Annotated in this window: 24 protein-coding genes; 8 read left to right on the plus strand and 16 right to left on the minus strand. The window is 35.6% G+C overall.

The window, feature by feature from the left end; translation table 11 throughout:
• Window positions 1-17: 17 nt before the first annotated feature.
• The 4 genes from spoVAD to H0173_RS03435 form a co-directional block, all read right to left on the minus strand.
• The gene (gene spoVAD / locus H0173_RS03420) at window positions 18-1,034 is read right to left on the minus strand and encodes a stage V sporulation protein AD (protein WP_221844501.1); all 1,017 of its coding nucleotides are present in this window, start codon (window positions 1,032-1,034) and stop codon (window positions 18-20) included.
• Window positions 1,034-1,513: a stage V sporulation protein AC gene (gene spoVAC / locus H0173_RS03425; RefSeq protein WP_221844502.1), complete on the minus strand. Its 480-nt coding sequence runs from the start codon at window positions 1,511-1,513 to the stop codon at window positions 1,034-1,036. Before spoVAC ends, spoVAD begins: the two co-directional genes overlap by 1 nt.
• Window positions 1,514-1,525: 12 nt before the next feature.
• Window positions 1,526-2,002: a YhcN/YlaJ family sporulation lipoprotein gene (locus H0173_RS03430; RefSeq protein WP_221844503.1), complete on the minus strand. Its 477-nt coding sequence runs from the start codon at window positions 2,000-2,002 to the stop codon at window positions 1,526-1,528.
• A gap of 426 nt (window positions 2,003-2,428) precedes the next feature.
• Window positions 2,429-2,785, minus strand: coding sequence for a DUF1360 domain-containing protein (locus tag H0173_RS03435; protein ID WP_221844504.1), 357 nt, complete (start codon window positions 2,783-2,785; stop codon window positions 2,429-2,431).
• Between the two features lie 133 nt (window positions 2,786-2,918).
• Here H0173_RS03435 and H0173_RS03440 point away from each other — a divergent pair, with 133 nt between their 5' ends.
• Window positions 2,919-3,419, plus strand: coding sequence for a CotY/CotZ family spore coat protein (locus H0173_RS03440; RefSeq protein ID WP_221844505.1), 501 nt, complete (start codon window positions 2,919-2,921; stop codon window positions 3,417-3,419).
• 45 nt (window positions 3,420-3,464) lie between these two features.
• On the opposite strand, the gene H0173_RS03445 is transcribed toward H0173_RS03440, so the two are convergent.
• The 3 genes from H0173_RS03445 to mgtE form a co-directional block, all read right to left on the minus strand.
• Window positions 3,465-4,022 carry a CotO family spore coat protein gene (locus H0173_RS03445; RefSeq protein WP_221844506.1) on the minus strand — a complete coding sequence of 186 codons (558 nt, stop codon included), beginning with the start codon at window positions 4,020-4,022 and terminating at the stop codon, window positions 3,465-3,467.
• A gap of 166 nt (window positions 4,023-4,188) precedes the next feature.
• Window positions 4,189-6,051 carry a monovalent cation:proton antiporter family protein gene (locus H0173_RS03450; protein ID WP_221844507.1) on the minus strand — a complete coding sequence of 621 codons (1,863 nt, stop codon included), beginning with the start codon at window positions 6,049-6,051 and terminating at the stop codon, window positions 4,189-4,191.
• A 25-nt stretch (window positions 6,052-6,076) separates the two neighbouring features.
• Complete coding sequence (mgtE, locus tag H0173_RS03455) at window positions 6,077-7,456, minus strand: magnesium transporter (protein ID WP_221844508.1); 1,380 nt, start codon at window positions 7,454-7,456, stop codon at window positions 6,077-6,079.
• 273 nt (window positions 7,457-7,729) lie between these two features.
• Between mgtE and prpE the strand changes: the two genes are divergently transcribed.
• Window positions 7,730-8,464, plus strand: coding sequence for a bis(5'-nucleosyl)-tetraphosphatase PrpE (gene prpE / locus H0173_RS03460; protein ID WP_221844509.1), 735 nt, complete (start codon window positions 7,730-7,732; stop codon window positions 8,462-8,464).
• A gap of 43 nt (window positions 8,465-8,507) precedes the next feature.
• On the opposite strand, the gene H0173_RS03465 is transcribed toward prpE, so the two are convergent.
• The 4 genes from H0173_RS03465 to H0173_RS03480 form a co-directional block, all read right to left on the minus strand.
• Entirely contained in the window at window positions 8,508-9,404 is an 897-nt protein-coding gene (locus H0173_RS03465) for an RluA family pseudouridine synthase (protein ID WP_221844512.1), read from the minus strand.
• A gap of 40 nt (window positions 9,405-9,444) precedes the next feature.
• Window positions 9,445-10,239 carry an NAD kinase gene (locus tag H0173_RS03470; RefSeq protein WP_221844513.1) on the minus strand — a complete coding sequence of 265 codons (795 nt, stop codon included), beginning with the start codon at window positions 10,237-10,239 and terminating at the stop codon, window positions 9,445-9,447.
• A gap of 68 nt (window positions 10,240-10,307) precedes the next feature.
• Window positions 10,308-10,937 carry a GTP diphosphokinase gene (gene yjbM / locus H0173_RS03475; protein WP_221844515.1) on the minus strand — a complete coding sequence of 210 codons (630 nt, stop codon included), beginning with the start codon at window positions 10,935-10,937 and terminating at the stop codon, window positions 10,308-10,310.
• A 98-nt stretch (window positions 10,938-11,035) separates the two neighbouring features.
• Entirely contained in the window at window positions 11,036-11,407 is a 372-nt protein-coding gene (locus H0173_RS03480; protein ID WP_221844517.1) for a UPF0738 family protein, read from the minus strand.
• A gap of 186 nt (window positions 11,408-11,593) precedes the next feature.
• Between H0173_RS03480 and H0173_RS03485 the strand changes: the two genes are divergently transcribed.
• The 5 genes from H0173_RS03485 to H0173_RS22600 all read left to right on the plus strand — a co-directional run bounded on the left by H0173_RS03485 (window position 11,594) and on the right by H0173_RS22600 (window position 14,873).
• Entirely contained in the window at window positions 11,594-12,184 is a 591-nt protein-coding gene (locus tag H0173_RS03485) for a CYTH domain-containing protein (protein WP_221844827.1), read from the plus strand.
• Window positions 12,185-12,199: 15 nt separating this feature from the next.
• Window positions 12,200-12,844, plus strand: coding sequence for a lytic transglycosylase domain-containing protein (locus H0173_RS03490; protein ID WP_221844519.1), 645 nt, complete (start codon window positions 12,200-12,202; stop codon window positions 12,842-12,844).
• 262 nt (window positions 12,845-13,106) lie between these two features.
• Window positions 13,107-13,511, plus strand: coding sequence for a globin domain-containing protein (locus H0173_RS03495; protein ID WP_221844521.1), 405 nt, complete (start codon window positions 13,107-13,109; stop codon window positions 13,509-13,511).
• A complete protein-coding gene (locus H0173_RS03500) occupies window positions 13,511-14,392 on the plus strand; it encodes a ClpXP adapter SpxH family protein (RefSeq protein ID WP_221844523.1) in 882 nt (293 codons plus the stop codon). Before H0173_RS03495 ends, H0173_RS03500 begins: the two co-directional genes overlap by 1 nt.
• A 316-nt stretch (window positions 14,393-14,708) precedes the next feature.
• Window positions 14,709-14,873, plus strand: coding sequence for a hypothetical protein (locus H0173_RS22600; protein WP_396021176.1), 165 nt, complete (start codon window positions 14,709-14,711; stop codon window positions 14,871-14,873).
• A gap of 54 nt (window positions 14,874-14,927) precedes the next feature.
• Here H0173_RS22600 and pepF read toward each other — a convergent pair whose 3' ends face one another.
• From pepF to spxA, 5 genes are all read right to left on the minus strand, one after another.
• A complete protein-coding gene (gene pepF, locus H0173_RS03505) occupies window positions 14,928-16,745 on the minus strand; it encodes an oligoendopeptidase F (RefSeq protein WP_221844531.1) in 1,818 nt (605 codons plus the stop codon).
• A 237-nt stretch (window positions 16,746-16,982) separates the two neighbouring features.
• Entirely contained in the window at window positions 16,983-18,176 is a 1,194-nt protein-coding gene (locus H0173_RS03510) for a competence protein CoiA (RefSeq protein WP_221844533.1), read from the minus strand.
• Between the two features lie 116 nt (window positions 18,177-18,292).
• Window positions 18,293-19,810 carry a cardiolipin synthase gene (gene cls / locus H0173_RS03515; protein ID WP_221844535.1) on the minus strand — a complete coding sequence of 506 codons (1,518 nt, stop codon included), beginning with the start codon at window positions 19,808-19,810 and terminating at the stop codon, window positions 18,293-18,295.
• Window positions 19,811-19,971: 161 nt separating this feature from the next.
• Window positions 19,972-20,634 carry an adaptor protein MecA gene (gene mecA / locus H0173_RS03520; protein WP_221844536.1) on the minus strand — a complete coding sequence of 221 codons (663 nt, stop codon included), beginning with the start codon at window positions 20,632-20,634 and terminating at the stop codon, window positions 19,972-19,974.
• 342 nt (window positions 20,635-20,976) lie between these two features.
• Complete coding sequence (gene spxA / locus H0173_RS03525; protein ID WP_221844538.1) at window positions 20,977-21,372, minus strand: transcriptional regulator SpxA; 396 nt, start codon at window positions 21,370-21,372, stop codon at window positions 20,977-20,979.
• A 496-nt stretch (window positions 21,373-21,868) separates the two neighbouring features.
• On the opposite strand from spxA, the gene H0173_RS03530 reads away from it, so the two are divergent.
• The gene (locus H0173_RS03530) at window positions 21,869-22,054 is read left to right on the plus strand and encodes a hypothetical protein (RefSeq protein ID WP_221844540.1); all 186 of its coding nucleotides are present in this window, start codon (window positions 21,869-21,871) and stop codon (window positions 22,052-22,054) included.
• The last annotated feature ends 85 nt before the right edge of the window (window positions 22,055-22,139 follow it).

The following is a 22,139-nucleotide window of genomic DNA, read 5'->3' on the forward strand; positions in this document are numbered from 1 at the left end:
GATTTTTCCTCCCTTCTTCAAATTTCCATTTCAATGGAAACTGCATGAGCAATACATGGAATGCTTTCGTTTTGCTGAACAGTTAAAGGAGACAAAAGCGCACCTGTCGCTACCGAAAGTATTCTTTTGTAAACACCTTGCTTCATTTGATTAAGCAAGTGTCCGTAAAGAACAGTGGCTGAACAACCTGCACCGCTTCCTCCAGAATTGACAGGCTGATCGTCCTTATAAATAAGCAGTCCACAATCTTGAAACTTTTCCTTTTCAATTTTTAACCCTGCATTTATTAATAGCTCATAAGTCGTGCTTTGACCGATTTGACCCAAGTCGCCGGTCACGATTAAATCATAATATGACGGATCTAATTGCAAGTCCTTAAAATGTGCCATAATCGTTTCAGCAGCTGCTGGAGCCATTGCTCCCCCCATATTAAATGGGTCTGCAATCCCCATGTCTACCACTTTTCCTATAGTAGCAGTTGTGGTAACTGGCAAATTCCCATTGCCTTCATTTACCTTTACTAGAGCCATACCAGCTCCAGTAATTGTCCATTGTGCTGTTGGCGGCTTTTGTCCGCCATATTCCGTTGGATATCTAAACTGTCTTTCCGCACAAGCATTGTGACTGGCAGCTCCAGTAATTATATGTTTTGCTCCCCCATGATTAACGATAAATGAGGCTAGAGCCAATCCTTCCATGGAAGTCGAGCATGCCCCGAAAATACCAAAATAAGGGATTTGATTTGTTCGAGCGCTAAAGCTGGTTGGCGTAATTTGATTTATTAAGTCTCCGGCAATATAAAAGTTAATATCAGATTCCAGTAAGTTTGTTTTCTTTAGCACTGTGTCACAGGCTTCTTCAATTAACACGCGGTGTGCCTTTTCATATGAGTCCTGGCCCATCCATAAATCATCATGCAGGATGTCAAAATCATTTGCCAGCTTGCCGTTCCCTTCAAAGGGACCCCCCGTTACTCCAGTAGCAGCTATAGTAGGACGATTTTGAAATACCCAAGATTGTTTTCCTTTAAGCATTACAAAACACCCCATTGAAATAATATCGTTTTAATTAATGCCACAACAAAGGCAGAAAAAACTCCAAATAAAATAACTGAGCCGGCAAGCTTAAACATATTTCCGCCTACACCAAGGACAAAACCTTCTGTCCGATGTTCAATTGCTGCAGAAATAACTGCATTTCCAAATCCTGTTACAGGCACCGCTGTACCTGCTCCTCCGTACTGTCCAATGTGATCATAAATTCCGAAACCCGTTAGGAGCATAGAGAGAAACACCATAGTTGCAACCGTTGGATTGCCTGCAGTTTGCTCTGTAAAGTTAAAGAAATAAATATAAAAATAAGTAATAGCTTGTCCGATTGTACAAATCAGGCCACCTACCCAAAAGGCCCTAAGGCAGTTTTTTAGAACAGGGCGTTTTAACTCGTGTTTTTGCTGCAATACTTGATATTTTTGTTGTTCAGGTGTCAGCTTCTTCTTTTGTTCCTTCCCCATGATTTTCTCCTTTCAGGTCATTTCATTTTTAAGCTTAATAATTTCTTTCAATTTTTCATTTGCCTTTTTATCAGGATACTTAGGATCCTTCATTTTTTCATTCAGCTTTACAGCCTCAAGAAAGATTTTATAATCACTTGAAATGGTGAAATTTTCATCAGGATATTTCTTCTCAAGCATTTCGTTTAATCTTTTTTCAATTTTTTTCATTTTGAATCGATGCAGATGCTTCACCTTATAGGCTACAAGAGTATCATTATTTCCTTTTACAACCGCAACATCATATAATTCCTTCATTGAACTAATGTCTTTTTTAATACTATCAACTAGTTCAAGGTTTTCCTTCGTATTTTTCCCTAGTAATGCGGGACTTGGATTCGTTGTCTTGATTAGCGCCAGATCGCTGTCTTTAGTATCATCTCCACCCATACCACATCCTGCTAATGATGCAGTCAATAGACCTATCATGATGTACCTTTTTGTCCTCATAAACTTCCCTTCCTCGTTTATCCTTTATTTACTTATATTGTCCTCGATTAAATGCTAATTTATGAATGGAGGATGATTGAATCAAAAACCAAATAATGTATGAAATTACATAAATCAAGCAATGTTATTATTTCCTAAACCAAAAAGAAAACTCGCCAAAAGGCGAGCTTTGAAAAAAAAACTTCTAGATTTCCCGGCTATTCATTCGACTTTTTCATTTTTTTCCCGCATCCACAGCCTTTTTTCTTTTTCTTCGAAGGCTGATCTGATTCACTTTTTTGCTGTTTTGTATATTTTTTACTCATATTCATATTCATATTGATACACTCCCTTTTCTCTTTGCACATTGATAACTGTTTTTATAATATATGAGGAATATAAAAGCTTGTGTAATCAAGTACCTAGTTTCACTTATTAATAAATGATTCACTCATTTAATATTTTTTGTAAAATTGTCTCAATAATAGCCGCCAGACCCGCAACGGCTAGAATAACAATTATAGGAACTGACTTGGAAGAATAAAAAATATAGATGATACAAAGAAAGATAGACGTCCAAATACCTGTGCACCAATAGCAGCTTAAAAGCTCCCCGATAAATCCGCGAATTCCTCCTTTTTTAGGAATGAGATACACCTCTTTTTCACCATCATCATTTTCCTCTTCTAATTCATCAAAAAATGGGCTTCTGATTTTTTCAGTTATTTTGTCATAAACGATTAACCTTGTCAGTCTGAAACTTGCCAGGGCTAATACCAAAAGTTCCATAAAGGATAATTCCATTCCCCTTCCTGCCTTTCATAAAAAAATTGCCTATTTTTTAGTAAAACAAGGCGTTTGTCCGTAACCCATAGTGCACTTCAGCAATATGTTATTAGTGTAGTATCACAAGAATCAAACTAAGGAGGAAACTAAAATGGGTTGTGGAAAAAAAGACGACTTCAGAGGCGGCAACTGTATATGTGAAGTAGTCCGTGCGATAAAAGATATTCAAGATAATGCAGAAAATGTATGTGAATGCCCTTCTAACTGCTTTTTAGAGCCGCTTGGGCAAATCTCACCTACTACTAAGAGACAAAAACACCCAGACACTCGTGTTTTTGTCTTAAAAACAGCAGACGGCTCTCCATTCCATGCATTCTTTACTCGTGATTGTGGTCCATGTGTTTCAATCTTCTTCAGGGTAGAGGAAGTCTTTGATAATTGCTGTGCTGTCCTGCGTGTACTTGAGCCAGTTCAACGAGAACATGGTTCTAATGAAACAGTACCTTTAGCTGAGGGATGCTGCATTAACCTAAGTGAGGTTTGCAGAGTAAATCACTATAGAGCAACAAATAGCTGTGTCACTGTAGACCTAAGCTGCTTCTGCGCTATTCAATGTATCGATGATGTTCATCTTGGTATTTGCGAAGACTAAGGAGCAATTGAAAAAGCCAGTCTTGATCGGCTGGCTTTTATTTTTTTATCCAATTAATCCAATCATCTTAACCTCCTTAATAGTTTCAATGTGAAGCTCTACAGTTTCTCCATTAAATAATTTTATTTCAATGAGTTCATCCATTTTTCCAATTAAGGTTCCTCTCACTGATTTATTTTCAGTATCAAAAATACACGGTACTGGAGGCAATTGTTTTGGAAAATGAACTAAATAATCTAATCGTTCTATTGTGTTCATTTCCTTGAAACTTTTAACGCGATTAAAAGAAGAACTATGCTTCCTATTTGCCTGTTCCTTAGAATCTTTGTTATTTTCTGTGCTTTCATTTTGATAATTTATTATTACTTCTGTTGCCTCTTCTGCGTCCAGTGTTAACTCTTCATTTTGTTTATCTGGCTGACCCTCAGGCAATTTTCTATTCTCCTCCAAATTGATATTTTCACCTAGTGAATCAATGGATGAAGAATTTAATTCCTTTTGATTCTCTTTTTTGAAAGAAAAAGTCTCCTGCATATTTGCTTCTGGAAAATTAATTTTAGGCTGTAAAATATAAAAAAAAGGCTCTTTTTGTTTACTTGGCATTATCCTCTACCTCCACATACAAATGGGTTCATTTATATGTATGCAATCTGCGTGCTTTGGTTTCCAAAAGGTAAAGCTTTCCTACTTTTATCAATAGGAGCTGTACACAAAAATGCCTGCATCTAAAAGAAATAGACACAGGCATAATAACTATAAAAAAACTTTGTTAACACCAATCACAAAATTCCAATTCTCCCTTTAACTCATCAACATATTCTTTAGTCCCTGTAACTATTAATCGATCATTTAATTGAAGTTCGGTTTCCCCGTGAGGAACAATGGAATCATGCCCTCTAAAAATTCGAACAAAAATAACATCACCAGTAAATGGAAATTCTCGTAGAGTCATTCCCTCAAATTGATTGTTAAGCATTTCAATTTCATACAGTGAATTTTCCTGATTAGTTAAAATATCCACTACACTTGGCGTTTCGATTAAAGCTCTAAGCAATGTTTTTTGTGAAAGGAGTACAGAAAAAACTTCAATATCATGCTCTTTTATGCTTTCCTGTAAATCTGGGCTTTCAAGACGGCAAATTACTCGCTCAATTCCATGTTCTTTTACATCTATAGCAAGTGTTGCATTTAAATCCTCATCACCAGTCGAGATTACTACTATTTCCGATTGCAAGACTTCGTTTTCTTCTAGAGATTTCATGGAGTAATCATGTAATTCCACAATATCAAACAAAGAATCAGCAATGTTTTTATCAGCCTTTTCCTGTTTTTTATGATAAAGTGTTGTTTTATATATATTCGAGTTAAGCTCTCGATAAACTGGTAATGTCAGCTGGTTAGCTCCAATAAAGGCAACTTTTACTGATTTTTCTGCAACTTCTTCCTTTGGGAACAACTTTTTAAAGACAACAGGGGTGAATACACTAGTTATTACAGCTACAAGTATTAATGTACCGCTCATTTCTGCCGTAATAACTCCAATTCTTTCACCAATAGTTGCAGAGGCAATAACTAAAGACAAAGTTGAGGTCAAGAGAAAACCTGAAGCTAATACAGTTTTGAATTCATACCAGCGTTTTAACAAATAAACTGGCACTAGCTTGGAAACTAGTAACGCTATAAGGAGAAGCGGTATGAGCATCACCATTTTTTGATCGCTGAACAATGACCAAATATTAAGATCCACACCGACCATAACAAAGAATATCGGGATCAAAAAGCCGTAGCCAAAGGAATCAAGCTTATGAACCATTTCCTGGTTTGGTGCAAGTAAAGAAACAAGCACTCCGGCGAGGAAAGCACCTAAAATATTTTCTGCACCAACTGATTCAGATAAAGCTACAAGAAGAATAATTAGTGTAAAGACAGCTCGAGTCCCTATTTGAACTGTTCCTGTTGACATCGATTCGAAAAATTTACCGTTTTTAAATCGTCTCCCTACAAAATATAGCAGCACTCCCGCTGCAAAAAGAATGAGCAGTAACCACACATTGCCCTTCCCTCCATCATATAAAGAAACAAAAACAGCTAATAGGATCATCGTAACTAAATCGGCAATAACCGCTACTAACAAGATAATCTGACCAATGGCTGTCTTCATTAAATGCGCCTCTTTTAACGTTGGGACGACAACACCTAAAGAAATAGTTGAAATAATTAACGTCATTAAAAATGCATTATCGATAAACTCTGCTAAAACAAACAAATACGACAGACCTAATGAAACAACAAAGATTCCTGCAAAAATAATAAAGGAAACTGTAAAAGAATTTGGTTCTAGCTTACCGCTTGGCAGCTTATTACGCTTTTTCCCTCCTGAAAAAGCTGAAAAATCTATTTCCAATCCGCTTAAAAACATAAGAAAAATAAAACCCAATGTGGACAATGTTTCAAGCCACATATCCGGGTGTACAACATTAAAACCGCTCTTTCCAATCACTAGTCCCATTAATATTTCCGCAACTACTACTGGGATGAAATTAATTCTTAATCGATGTAATAAAATTGGAGTCAAAAATGCTATGACGATCACTATGACTAATGATGCGACAGAAACACCATGTTCTTCCATCGAATACCTCCTTTTAGAAGAGTATCTATTTCGGCAAAAAGCCTAGAAAGATATTGGCTATGCTAAAATAAATTAAGATACTAATAATGTCATTAATCGTTGTTATAAATGGTCCGGATGCAACAGCTGGATCAATTTTAAATTTGTGCATAGCTAATGGAATAATTGCACCAGCCAGTGTGGCCACAATTAGCGTGCAAAAAATCGATATTCCGACTAAAATCCCTAAAAATAAATTACCTTTCCAAATAAAAATAGTAATCGTCACAAGAATTCCACAGATTGTTCCAGTAATTAATCCTGTTCCTGCTTCCCTATAAATAAGCTTTAGTTTATTCTCTTTTTCTAGATCACCAGTTGCAATTCCCCTAACTACAACAGCAAGTGCCTGTGTACCTGTATTTCCAGCCATCCCTGCAATTAATGTAATAAATGCACCTAAAATCGCTGCTTTTTCAAGTGTCTCCTCAAATCGTGCCGCTAGACTTGCCGTACCCATTCCAAGGTATAACAAAATAATGAGCCAAGGAAGCCGCTTTCGCGCGGCTGAAATCGGGTTGCGGTCAATTGTATCCATATCTGATACGGCTGCAAGCTTCGAGTAATCATCGGATGCTTCTTCCTCCATAACATCGACAATATCGTCAATTGTTATGATTCCCAAGAGATGATTTTGGAAGTCAACGACAGGGAGTGCCAGGAAATTATAATCCTTCATTTTTCTAGCAACTTCCTCTTGATCCTCCCCAACAGAAACTGAAACAATTCGATCGTTCGTTATTTCTGAAATCATCGTATCGTCATCATTTACAATTAAATCTCTGAGAGAAATAACACCTGCAAGCCTTCTTTCATCATCCACTACGTAAATATAATAAATGGTCTCAGCCTTAGGCGCTTCCTTCTTTAAAATATACATCGCGGACCTGACAGTCTGATTTGCCGAAATGGAGACAAAATCAGTCGTCATTATACTTCCAGCTGTATATTCTTCATAATGAAGCAAATCTTTAATTTCCTGTGCAGCTTCCTCGTCCATAATGGTTAGGTAACTGACAACCTGATCTTTTTCAAGCTCATTCAGGACATCAACTGCATCATCGACATACATTTTTGATATCATATCAGCTGCGTAATTTGGATTCATTTCCGCTAAAACAACCTGATAGCTTTCATCGTCCATTTCTAAGTTTTCGAATAAAGTTGCCATTTCTTCTGGAGAAAGGTAGTGATAAATTCTTTCTCTCATTCCCTCATCCAATTCCTTAAAAAATGAAGCTTGATCATACGGATGAAGTTCTAAAAATTCATCCCGGAATGTTTCCATATCTTCATTTTGTAAAGAATCGATTAGCAGCTCTTTATTTATATGTGGGGCTGCCTTTTCATTTAATGCTTCTTCCATGTGCATACCTCCTTTCACCAATTAAAAAATCTTTTAATATCCCATAATACTAGCAAACCTCTCCATCTTTGTCGCTTTATTTTACAAAATCATAACAATTTTACTATTTTTCTCCCAGGGAATTTTTCATGTTATTTATCTTTACCTTCCCCTCTTTACCCATTTCATATCAACACTTAACCTTTCAATGTTAGGTGTATCATAAAACAGCAATTCAAAAACAGGATAAAAACAATATAAATTGATATGATAAAAAGAAAAAAGGAGTAACCTATGAAGCTTGATATTATTGGTGATATCCATGGATGCTTTGCAGAGTTTAAGGAGCTAACAATTAAGCTAGGCTATACCTGGGAAACAGGAATTCCAGTTCACAAAGAGGGAAGAAGATTGGCGTTTGTCGGCGATCTGACAGACAGAGGGCCACAGTCTTTAAGAGTGGCAGAAACGGTATGTGAACTAGTAAGTGAAACCCTGGCTTATTACGTACCTGGGAATCATTGCAACAAGCTTTACCGTTTCTTTTTAGGCAATAAGGTCCAGCTCACTCATGGTCTTGAAACAACTGCAGCAGAATATGATTTACTTGATCGAAAAGATAAAAAAGCAATTCGGGAAAAGTTTATGAAGCTCTATGAAAATGCACCACTCTATGCAGTGCTGGATGAAGGAAAATTAGTAATTGCCCATGCAGGAATTCGGGAAGACTATATTGGGAAACATTCTGAAAAGGTAAAAACCTTTGTCCTTTACGGAGACATTACGGGAGAAAAAAATCCTGACGGCTCACCGGTAAGAAGGGATTGGGCACAGCATTATCAAGGAAAGGCAATAATAGTATATGGTCACACACCAGTAAAGAATGTGCGCATTGTTAACAATACATATAATATTGATACAGGAGCTGTCTTCGGCAATAAGTTAACTGGACTTAAATATCCTGAAATGGAGATCGTCTCGGTCGCTTCATCTATGCCGCTTGTGGAAGAGAAATTCAGAAAAATTTAGTAAAAACTATATCCGAAAAGAAAAGGGTGACTTGAACAAATAGTCACCCTTCTCCCTTCATAAGCTTCATCATATCCGCTGGCACTTCTGCTATAAAAGTCATTTCTTTTTCAATAATAGGATGAAAAAATGATACCTTCCTGCAATGCAAGGCTTGATGTGAAAGGAAGTTGTTATTTCCCCCGTAAAGATCATCCCCAACCAAGGGATGGCCTAAATATGACAAATGCACACGGATTTGGTGGGTACGTCCCGTTTCAAGTCTAAGCTTTACATGTGTAAATGATTTATATCTTTTAATAACTTCGAAATGTGTACAAGCATATTGTCCATCTGGATTAACTTCTCTTTCAATAATACTATCCTTTTTTCTTGAAATCGGCTCATTTATCGTTCCAAAGTTCTGAGCTATGATCCCTTCTGCCAGTGCTTCATATTCCCGATTTACTTTGCCCAATTTTTGCTGTTTGCTGAACAAATGGTGAATATGCCGATGTTTTGCAATTAGAACAATGCCGGATGTATCGCGATCAAGCCGTGTAACAATATGGGCAGTCGTCTTTAACCTAATCCTTCTGTAATAGCCAAGCAGGGCATTTGCTAAGCTTCCATTTGGATGCTCTCGCGAAGGAATCGTACTCATCCCTGTTGGTTTATTGACTGCTATAATAAACTCATCCTCGTATAGAATATCGAGTGGAAGTTCTTCCGCTTTCATCCCGTCACTTGGTGTCTCTTCAGGAAACCCAATAATGAGCATATCCCCTTTTTTCAAGGAATAGCGGACTGTTTCTTCATTCCCATTTACAGTAATGTAGCCATTTTTAAATTTAATATCAGTCAAAGCAGCTTTCGAAATCTCATTTTCCTTTAGAAACTCTTTTATGATTTTCCCTTCATTTTCAGCGGTAATCTGCCATCTTAGTTCGAAACTTGCCATTTATCCCTGTCCACCTATTCTTATTTCCCTTTGCATTCTATTAATCAGCAACAAACGAATCATGCACTCTTTTCCAGAATGGGAACGGTCGAAAACGTGCAAAGCGGATTTTTTCATCTGCCACACGGTACTGAATTGATTTTACGTCCTTATGGAGGAGGTTTAGATGGTCAATCGTAATTTGAAAATCCGGTTTGTTTACAGGCTTTAGCATACATGTATGATGTGCAGGCAATACAAGCGGAGAACCGACTGTACGGAAAACTTTATTATTAATTGATGCCATCTCTGCAATTTGGATAGCTGATAAAGACGGATGAAGAATGGCTCCACCTAATGCTTTATTATATGCAGTGCTTCCTGAAGGAGTGGATACACACAAACCATCTCCTCTAAACCGTTCAAAATGCTGACCGCGAATTTCTACATCCATTACAAGGGTAGCATCAACTGCTTTAACGGTAGATTCATTTAAAGCGAGATAGCGTGTTTCTCTTCCCCCGTGCTGGTATCGGATAATAGCCTCCAGCAAAGGATACTCACTAACTTGAAAAGGAGTCTTCGCAATCGCAATCACGAGCTTTTCAATTTCCTCTGGTACCCAATCCGCATAAAAACCAAGATGTCCAGTGTGGATCCCAACAAATGCAGTTTTATCCAGACGGCCAGTATAGCGGTGAAAGGCATATAATAAAGTTCCATCCCCGCCTATTGAAATAACAATATCGGGCTTCTCTTCATCATATGTTAGATCAAAATCCAACAAATACGTTTTCATTTTATGCATGAGTGTATTTGATTTATTATCGCCTTTCGAGGTAATGGCAAATTTCATCTCAATAATTCTCCTTTATGGATGGTTAATCATATCCTTAACAAAAACACCTGCAGTATGTATAACGATTATTCCTGCTGCTGTTCTTTATTTCTCGTAAAGAAAGCTTGGGCTTCCTGAATTTCTCCACGAATCAGTGACATTTCCTCATCAAGCATGAAAGCTGCTTCAGCTGCCCTTTGAAGTCTCATCTGAATATCCTTAGGAAATTGGCCTTTATATTTATAATTTAGCGAATGTTCAATGGTTGCCCAAAAATTCATGGCGAGAGTCCGAATTTGAATCTCTGCTAATATCTGTTTTTCCCCATTAATTGTTTGGACTGGATAGCGAATGACAACATGGTAAGAACGATAGCCGCTAACTTTCTTATGAGAAATATAATCTCTTTCTTCAATAATTTCAAAATCATTTCGATTTCTAAGCAGTTCCACAACTTTTTTTATATCATCAACAAACTGGCACATCATACGCATCCCTGCAATATCCTGCATTTCAGTTTCCAATAAGTCCAATGGTATATTCTTTTGATTTGCTTTATCTAATATACTGGCAATTGGCTTTACTCTACCCGTTACAAATTCGATTGGCGAGTGAGTTCCCTCTTGTGCAAATTGCTTACGCATTCCCTTTAGCTTTACTTTTAACTCTTCGACTGCCTGCTTATATGGAGCTAAAAATTGATCCCAATTTTTCACGTCATACAACACCTCATCCGAAATTATTAGTCTAAGTGAAATCGCTCCTAAAAATAAATTAGGCTAGATTTTGCATTGGCGGATGATTCTTTTGCAATTTAAAAAATGCTTTCAACCTTTTCAACCATTTCTTCCCCATAATTACTATTCCCTTTAATATTATCTGTAAGATAATTTAACTCCTCTATAAACGCTGGAAGAAGTATTCGTTCTTTATGATCTGTTAAATATACCGCTGCATCCCCATCAACCGCTTTCTTGAGCTCAGACCAGACAGTATGTGGAATTGATACATATGTATACTCATCATTGATGTCTGTTATGTAAATAAAAGAAAGGTTATCTGAATCCACTAGCATTTGGCCCATTGGCTTTAAATCTATCACTGAAAGCCCTTCTTCAGCTATTATTTCTATTTCCTTTTCAATCTCTCTAAAAATTGCATCTATAATTTGTATTTTCTTGTTCATTTTCTCAACCTCCAAACTTATTTTATTTTAACGCAGATTAACGGGCAATAAAACCCTAACATCATTATTTAGATCTTCTTCTAAAGAAAACCCGCCAATAGTGGCCTTTGCAATACTATAATAATTGCAGATCCAGCACGAGGAAGAGATAATAAAGGGTATGATCTTTTGAAGGGAATGAATAATTTGTTTCAGCATATAGAAATTGAGTTAAAAAATATCGTAACAAAAGAAGAATTTAATAGCCTTATACAATATTTTAACTTTTGTGAAGAAGATTTTTTCAGTCAAGAAAATCATTATTTTGACACAAAAGATTTTGCCTTAAAAAAAGCTGGCTGTGCACTTCGAATCAGACAGAAGAACAATCAATTTGAACTAACATTAAAGCAGCCCCACAATGAAGGTCTGCTTGAAACAAATGAATATATTGAAGCACATACCGCTGAAAAAATGTTTCAATCCGGGGAAATCATTAGTCAATCTATAAAGAATCTCATAAGAGAAATGAATATTGATCCGGCAAATATGCAATATTTTGGATCATTAACTACCCGCCGTGCGGAAACTAAATATAATAACGGGCTAATTGTTTTAGATCATAGTTTCTATTTAAATAAAGAGGATTATGAGATAGAATATGAAGTAAGTAATAGAGAGGAAGGTCTAGAAGTATTTTCCTCCCTTCTTACACAATTACGTATACCACTACGGAAAACCGAAAATAAAATTATGCGTTTTTATTTAGAAAAGTACAATCAGCAAGATCGTTTTTAAAAAGGAGAAACGCACATGAATGTTGAGCAATTAAAAATAATGTTAGACCTGCAGGCAATCAAGAACTTCGGAAGCTCCTCTTCCGCTGAAGAAAACAGCCAATTATTTCAGGATGTTCTAAATAATTTATTGCAAGATCAAAAAATGGCGTATTCATCTGAGAGTGAAAGCCCATATCAGGCAGACAATGATCAGGATAAAATAGGGAATATCCCTTCAGCTCCAATTAATAGTCCGGCACTGCCTCCATTTATGCTTACAAAGCTTTCCGGATCAGGTTCTAATCAGTCTTATGATGATATCATTGAAAAAGCATCAGAGATTTATGAAATACCAGCAAAGCTGCTTAAATCCGTCATTAAGCAAGAGTCAAACTTTAACCCTAATGCAGTAAGCTACGCAGGAGCATCTGGGTTGATGCAGCTAATGCCTGAGACTGCAAAATCACTAGGAGTTAAAAATGTTTTTAACCCACAAGATAATATTTTGGGCGGAGCAAAGTATTTACGTCAAATGCTTACTAAATACAATGAAAATATTGAACTAGCTTTGGCAGCTTATAATGCAGGGCCAGGAAATGTAGATAAACATGGCGGTATCCCACCATTTAAAGAAACGATTAATTATGTCCAAAAAATAAAGAGCTCATTCCTTTCCTAATATTACCTATTCATTCTTCTGTCTATTGCTTGCAATAGACATTTTTTTTGTGCAAAACTAAAGAGAAGTTTGATTTCTTCACTAAAAATGGATTCTCAAAAAGTTTTAGAAGCTATTTGTTTGAGTTAAAAATCACTCATTGATAGAATATATAAAGAGATTCCACTTTGTACAGTTATTGAATAGTCTGGAATAATCAAAATGAAACTCTTTAAAAGTGAAATTTGCTTTTTGTATAACTCATATAAGGGAGACTTTTATAATGGTCGAGAAAATGCATACTCCGTTCGACGCAATTGGAGAAGAAAAACTCCATCAGCTCGTAGAAGCCTTTTATTATCGCGTTGGGCAACATCCTGATCTCGTTCCTATTTTTCCAAGTGATCTTTCTGAAACGGCTAGAAAGCAGATACAATTCTTAACCCAATATCTTGGAGGACCTCCGTTATATACATCGGAGCATGGGCATCCAATGCTGAGAGCGCGGCATCTGCCTTTTGAAATAACCGAGACACGAGCAAAGGCATGGCTATCCTGCATGTCAGAAGCCATGGATAAAGTTGGACTAGATGGTCAGATAAGAGAATATCTTTACGACAGACTCTTTTTAACGGCACAGCATATGATTAATACATCGGAAAATGAAATGATGAAAGGTGAGAACTAGTGAACAATCAGGAATCATTCGAATTAAAGTCGCCATCACCTCATTGTCATGGCAGTGAGAAAAAGCCGATTGAATTGTACTTGTTCATTGATCCTCTTTGTCCAGAATGCTGGGCTCTTGAACCGATATTAAAAAAGCTTATGATTGAATATGGCCGCTATTTTTCGGTTAAGCATGTTTTAAGCGGGAGACTGGCAACCTTAAATATTGGCAGGAAGCAAAGTTATGAGAGCATGGCAGAATTATGGGAAAAGACAGCAAACCGAACCGGAATGTCATGTGATGGGAATCTTTGGTTTGAAAATCCTATATCCTCGCCTCATCTTGCATCTGTTGCAATTAAAGCAGCTGAGCTTCAAGGGAGAAAAGCTGGAATACGATTTTTAAGGAAATTACAAGAGGTTTTATTCTTGGATAAACAAAATGTATCCAGCTTAGAAGTGTTAAGAGAATGTGCTGAAAATGTCGGATTAGATGTTGCTGAATTTCTTTCTGACATTCATTCAGAAAGTGCAGCTAAAGCCTTTCAGTGCGACTTAAAAATTACCTCTGAGATGGATGTACAAGAAATTCCAACACTCGTCTTTTTTAATGAGAATATTGAAGATGAAGGGATTAAAATTACCGGCTACTACCCGTATGAAGTGTATGAACAAATACTAGAGGAAATGCTGTTAGAAAAGCCTGAGCGATCAGCTCTCCCTCCTTTAGAAGTATTTTTGAGGTATTTTAAGTTTGTAGCTTCAAAAGAAATTGCTGTCGTTTACAATATGTCAATCAGTGATGTAGATCGTGAAATGAAGAAACTGCAGCTAAAACAGATTGTTGAACAAATACCAGTAAAGTACGGAATGTTTTGGAAGTTTAACTCAATGGATTAGTAATGAACTTATACTTTTTTATAACGTGAAAAAGACCATGCAATCGGGTTAGTTGCATGGTCTTTTCTATATTATTACGAAAAAAAGGGGATGGGAGAAATTTGTCACTCAAACAAGGGGTAAGTGTTTGGCTGTGATCAATTTCATGTCTGTAATATAACATGAATATTATAAGCAAACAATAAGTTTGTGTATTTCTTCACAATATTGTCAAATACACCTCATAATAAATGGACAACTGAATATAATGATACAAACACCTTTCAGCAAAAATTGGCAAGTAAACATAGTTCAGGAGGAGACGAAAGTGAAGAAGATGCCTTTTGTACTTATGTTCCTTTTTATATTGTTTTCTTTTATCTTAAATTTCTTTGCACTAATGAAAATGTTTCCGCTTTATATAAGCTCGCCTCTTTTATTTTTATCCATATTGATTTTGATTGTTTCGATCAATGACAGGAAAAAATTTAAGGGATTTTGATGTAAGATGACTTCAAAAAAAGGAGAATGGGGTTCCCCGCATTCTCCTCTTCCATTAACCGAGTAATTTTTCCATTTCATCGAGTTTTTCTTCAAATACTTTACATGCATCCTCTACCGGCTTGGAGCTTGTCATATCCACTCCTGCTTTCTTCAGGACTTCTATTGGATAATCTGAGCTTCCTGCCTTCAAGAACTCAATATAACGATCCACTGCCGGCTGCCCTTCTTCTAAAATCTGTTTGCTTAATGCAGTCGCAGCACTAAAACCAGTTGCGTACTGATATACATAGTAATTGTAATAGAAATGAGGAATTCGGGACCATTCTAATCCAATTTCCTTATCAATTACTAAATTCTCTTCACCGAAATATTTCTTATTAAGCTCATAATAAGCTGATGTTAATGACTCAGCTGTTAATGCCTCATTATTTTGCGCCTTTTGGTGAATTAAGTGCTCGAATTCAGCAAACATTGTTTGGCGGAATACAGTGCCTCTAAATCCTTCTAAATAGTGATTTAATAAATATAGACGTTTTTTATCATCATCTACTGTTTTTAATAAATAATCATTTAGTAAAGCTTCATTACATGTTGAGGCTACCTCTGCCACGAAAATGGAATAGTTTCCATATGGATAGGGTTGAGTTTTCCTAGTGTAATAACTATGAACAGAGTGACCGAATTCATGTGCCAGTGTGAATAAATTATTCACATTATCCTGCCAGTTCATAAGGATATACGGGTTTGTTCCGTATGAACCGGATGAATAAGCGCCACTTCTCTTTCCTTTATTCTCATAAACATCAACCCAGCGGTTTTCAAAGCCCTCTTTTAACACATTTAAATATTCTTCTCCAAGAGGAGCCAATCCATTTATGATGATGTCCTTTGCTTCTTCATACCTAATTTCCATTTTCACATCTTTGACAAGTGGTGTGTAAAGATCATACATATGCAGTTCATCTAGACCAAGAACCTTTTTACGAAGCTTTACATAGCGATGCAATAAATGCAGATTTTCATTGACTGTTTGAACTAGATTATCATACACAGATTCTGGAATATTATTTGCTGCTAAAGCCGAGTGGCATGCAGAATCATAATTTCTAATTCTCGCATTAAAATTATTCATTTTTACGTTTCCGCTTAATGTACTTGCAAACGTATTGCGGAATTTCCCATAGGTATCGTAAACAGCTTGAAACGCGTCATGTCTAACTCTTGAATCATCACTTTCTAGAAAACGGCTATAGCGGCCATGCGTTACTTCTACTTCTTCCCCATTTTCGTCTTTAATTGTCGGAAATTCCAAATCTGCATTATTTAGCATTCCAAAAGTATTGCTTGATGCTGCAAATACTTCTGAAGCCTGTGCTAGCAATGCCTCCTGATCTGCAGAAAGCACATGAGGACGCTGTAAATTTATTTCTGCTAATGATTGCTTATAAAGCTGCAGTTCTTTCTTCTCTGCTAGGAATTCATTAATTCTCGCTTCATCAACAGAAAGCAATTCCGGAACAATGTAAGCAAGAATGCTCGCTGCTTGAGAATAAAGATTCTTAATCCGATCGTCCATACCTTGATAATGTGAATTTGTTGTATCCTGATCATATCTCATATGTGAATATGTATACAGCTTGCCTAGACGTTCAAGTAAATGGTCTTGATACTGCAGCGCCTCATACAGTAAATCGGCACTTTCTCCAAGCTTTCCTTGATACTTTCCTGCATTAGGGATTAATCCCTTCACTTCAGTAAATTCTTTATCCCATGCTTCATCATTAGAAAAAATATCTTCTAGCTTCCAAGTATCTTCTACATTTATTTCACTTCTATTTGGAAGCTTTTTAACAGCTGCTTCATTTGACATTTGTACATCCTCCATTCCAATATTTTGGTACCGAAAAATATTATCTTTATAGCCCTATAATATTTCGTGTACCGAAAAGGTATCATGATTTAATTCGATATATAGACTTTATTTCCCTTCTAGTTCAAATTATTTTTGCGGCTTTATTTTTATAATACCCTTTCCTAGAAAAGTTAACTAAATTGTTCCCTCTTAACATAGTCATTATTTTCCCCCAACTTTAATAAGCTTCTTGATTTATCTCAAACTTTCACTAATGATCCTCTCATATTTATTATAAAAAGCTTGTTCACTTTCAAGATAGTTTTGTATGTTGTCAAGTTTCAAATATGAATGGTTCACCTTCAACTTAGTTTCTTCAATCGGCTGAAGTACGTTTATTTTTATTAATAAGTTAATGTACTCTTTAACTGCAATCAAGCCGTCATTATTAGGGAGTAAGGGGAGAGATCTGAGTCTTATATCTTGATTTCGAACCCTTCTTTGAAAAGAGTGAATGATGTTCTCGACAGTTATTGTTGCTCCAGATTTCAAAATATCAATATAAATATAGCTTTGCCATTCTATCGCAGGCGTTTCAATATAATGAATGCTAGGAACAGGCAAACCAATTTCATGGGGAAGTAATGAAGGAATTATTCCATGAGAATAGAGCTCCTGAAGGAATTTATTATGAATAGATCCGTAGAGTGGGATTGTGATGTTTTTTGTTTTCTTCGTTTCATATATCCAATTTCGAAGGAAATAAGGCCGGACATTATTCGGATGGATAAGGTCCATCACTCCTGCAGAATTTAAACTCTTGACAGATAAGTTAGATAAAGTGTTTTTCACACTAATAGGAAGAATATGCTGAATAGTTATAAGTGAATTCGTTATTGGACAATAAGCGGGGATATACAAAGTATTTGAAGGGGTTTCGGCCAAAAATAAATAGTCAAACTTAGAAAGTGTAATTACATTATTATTTTTTCGTTTTACATTTTTCCCTGCCATTATCCATATGGGGGATATATTTTCTTTAAAGTAGTTTTCTGTTCTCTTTTGAAAGAGTTCCTGAGGAATGGTGGAGCATTGGTATTCGATCGCATATTGGATACCTTTATAATTAAAGCTTATATCCGGGCGCTGAGCAATTGTCTTAAGGTAAGGCTCTAAGGCTGGGGATAGACCATGTGATTTCAGCCATGTAAATAGAGCAAACTTTCCCTTTAAATGATACTCTGATTCTCTTTCAAAGCTTTCTGTACAGGCTGATCCTCTGAGATGGGCAAAATGTGGTATTTTTTTGGTTCCAGCTTTTAAGATTACCGGCTCCTCACATTCTGGGCAATAAAAGCTTTCTAGCTTCCTTAATTCTTTTAGTTTCTGAAGATTGCGATTGCTAGCTAAACTTATCCATTCTCCATGCTTTGTTTTTGAAATTAACAAATATATCATCTCCCTTCTAAAGGGAATCATTCGACATGATGGTACATAATCCTTTTTATATTTTTATTAAAATAAAAGGAGCTGTACAATGCAGGAAGCATCTAAGAACAGCTCCATTATAAGAATGGGGATAACAGCCTTGATGTTGATTCAACAAGCCGGTATCCAATATGCCTTGTTTTAAAGGTTTGTAATTCTATTTCGTTCGAGGATTTGATGTCATTTAAAAATTCAGTTACCAGCTTTTGCGTACTTCTAGTACGATACAAAAAGGCATTTACCTCAAAATTCAAATGAAAACTTCTCATATCCATATTGGATGTCCCTATCGAGGCAAGCTCCTCGTCCACAATAATGATTTTACTATGCATAAAGCCGTTTTCGTATTCATATATTTTTACTCCTGCTTCTAATAGTTCCGGAAAATAAGATCTGGAAGCATAAAATACGATTTTCTTATCAGGCTTTTGCGGGACTAAAAGTCTTACATCAATCCCACTTAATGCAGAGATCTTTAATGCGGAAAAGATATCATCGTCCGGAATAAAATATGGTGATGCAATCCAGACTGATTTTTCAGCCGCAGTAATCATGGAAAAGAAAATGTTTTTTATTACACTCCATTCATTATCTGGCCCACCAGCTATTAATTGTACCCCTCCGTGGTTATTCTCTTCCAGATCAGGCGATAAATACTCAGGTGATGCAATACTTACATTAGTCATGTAAAACCAGTCCTGAAGAAAAATTAATTGAAGACTTCTAACAGCCTCACCTTTCATCATTAAATGAGTATCACGCCAAAAACCAAAGCTTTTAACCCGTCCTAAATATTCATCCCCTATATTTAAACCTCCTACAAAACCGACACTTCCATCTATGACAATAATTTTGCGATGGTTCCTGAAATTGATTTTGCTGTTGAGGAATGGCAATCTTACAGGTCCGAACGGGATCATTTCCACACCGGATTGTTTAAGCTCAGTAATATATTTTTTCGAAAGTTGCCAAGATCCGACAGCATCATAGAGAAACCGGACTTTGACTCCTTCTTTTGCTTTTTGAATAAGAATATTTTTAATTTCTTGTCCAATGTCATCATGACGCACAATATAATATTCCAGATGGATATGATGTGTTGCTTCTTGTAAAGCATCTATAATTTGCTGAAAGGTTTCTTCTCCATTCGTTAATACCTTTGTTTGAGTCGCAAATGAAATTGGACTATTTCCTAAATGCTGAGCTAAATAAAATAGTTTTCTCTGGTGATCACCAAGCTGCTTGATCTTCTCTCTGTTTGTTGGATCAATTTCACCTTCAACCCTTAAGAAAGCTTGCTTATCATGAATATGTTTCTTTCTAAACATTTTTTCTTTTTTATAATTTCGTCCAAACAGAATATAAAAAATAAATCCAACTAACGGAAAGCTTCCCAAGACAACTAACCATGTCAATGTTTGAGCAGGATGCCTGTTCTCCAGGAAAATCACAAAGGCAATAAAAATGACAGATAATGACATCAAAATACTTATATACCCTAAATATCCACCTGTTTGCATGACATAACGATCATATAAGTAAATTCCTCCCGCCAAAATACCGAGAAATAAAATAACCCTGACTGTATTTTTCACTGTCACACCACCATATTTCCTATTGCAATAGAAAAACTTGGCATTAACCAAGTTCCTTTACTACGAAGCTATGTTTATTAATTGTTTTTCTAATAGGAATTAATACTCCATAAAAATCTATATAGTCAAGAAAATCCGATTTCAGCACTGAAATCGGATTTCTACTTAAAGTACGTTCGTAATTGTTCAAATACATCCTCAGCAATGATCAATTTCCCATATTCCTCAACACGATGGATTGTTATCTGTGTTTCCATCCCATATTCCAATAAAATAGATAGCATATTGTCAATATCTTCTTCATCGAAAGTATCTTCAGGGAATTCAACAAATAAAAAATATCTTCCTTCAAAGGAATACAATTTTGTAGGAATTGAATCAAGTCCATGCTGCCTTGATAACGAAATAAGATCTTCAAAATCTCTGAACGTTAAAAGAAAATCCAGATTTTCCTCGTACTCTAGAACATCGTCTGCATTCGGATTAAAGTGCTGGTCAAGAAGCTCCTCAATTCTTTCATCAACAGGCAGATCTTTCAGTTTCTCATCTGGAACAGGCAATTCAAATTTCTGCCCATCTTTTGAAAGTTGTGCCTTTGTAACTAGGATCTCTAATCCTTTATCTAATGCCTGTACTTGAATCCATAAGGGACCTTCAACAGTGAACTCTTCCTCGTCATGTACTTCCTCCATCATTTCCCAGAAAAGTTCCTCGCTGCGTTCACGGTTATACCAAATTTCATCACGTTCAAAGCCTCTTTCTTCTATATCAACGTAAGAAATATAAAACTTAACTGTATTATCATTAATTCTTTCAATTTCCATTTTGCAACTCTCCCTTCTGGAGTTGTTAGTGCATAAAAAAATGAGCACCTTCAGAGAATATATCTCTGCACTGCATAACAATAAAAACCCATTCCCATTTATTTATAGAAGGTATTAGATATTGCACCTTGTACTTTTATTTTATGACAAAAAGGGAATAAAGGGAATTAAAATGTCACAACTTTAAAAAAACCATTAATCGCCTATTACATTCTGTAAAATAGGAATAGGCAGTTTGTTAAGTTGTCCTAACATTTTAACAAAGTTCTTTCCCTTTCACAAATGTATTCCATTTAAAATATTAAAAAGACCCTTTTTCTAAGAAATAAGGGTCCTGTCCGATTAATTTACTAAGCGCTGAGCTTCACGAAGCTGAAATGTACGGACTTTTCTAGGAAGAAAACGTCTAATTTCGTCTTCATTATATCCAACCTGCAATCTCTTCTCATCAATAATGATTGGGCGGCGCAGCAAACCTGGATTTTTTTTGATTAACTCGAATAAATCTTGAAGCGGCATGGCTTCTAAATTAACATCAAGCTTTTGAAATATTTTTGAACGAGTAGAAATAATTTCATCTGTTCCATCTTCAGTCATACGAAGTATTTCTTTTATTTCATCTATTGATAATGGTTCAGAAAATATATTTCTTTCTTTATAGGCAATATCATGCTCTTCTAGCCATAATTTCGCTTTTCTGCAAGAAGTACAACTTGGTGAAGTGTATAATGTGACCATTTTACAATTTCACTCCCTTAAAATTTAGACATCAAATCAATAATTGATTGTATATTTGTTTATTAATGAATATAAGCTAATCGTAATTTAAAATTACTTTAACAAAGTAATTTGTATCAATAATTATACACTAAGAATAAGTGTTTGGATATATTTTTTTAAAACTAGATTAGAGCCTACAATATTCATTATACAAACCAACTTTTCCAATCTAGTATATAAGACGATTGAGTGTTGGAAAAGTTTCATTAATTTAATAACTTTTTTATTTGACACAAAATGTACACTTTTTAAATAATTTATTCCAAGGTGCTTTCTAATATATACCCTATTCTTTTACTAATAAACTAAATAGGATAAAATATGTATTTTTTATTCTGTAAATTTTGGAGATAATTGCTATTTACCCTTTAAATACACCTTAACTTTTAATACAATAAGAACATGGGGTTAGTATTATACTTTCGCTTTGCAAAAAGGGAAATGGGGGCTAATGATGAAAGAATACATATTTGATTTAACTCTTGTAGCATTGCTTATAATTGGATTAACAGCTACGCTAGGCGTATTCACAAACGGACTTGGCGAAAGACTGTTTGGCAGGAAAAACAAAAATGAATTTGTTGATCAATGCGCAAAGTTCCAAACAGGCTGGAAATCAGTTGGTGGAAAAAAGAAATAAATATAAGTATTCAAGAGACTGAACCATTCAGTCTCTTTTTTCAAAATAATAATATTTAAAAAATTATTAATAGTAATTTTAATTG

The organism is Bacillus sp. S/N-304-OC-R1 (genome assembly GCF_019749375.1).
Lineage (GTDB): Bacteria > Bacillota > Bacilli > Bacillales > Cytobacillaceae > Cytobacillus.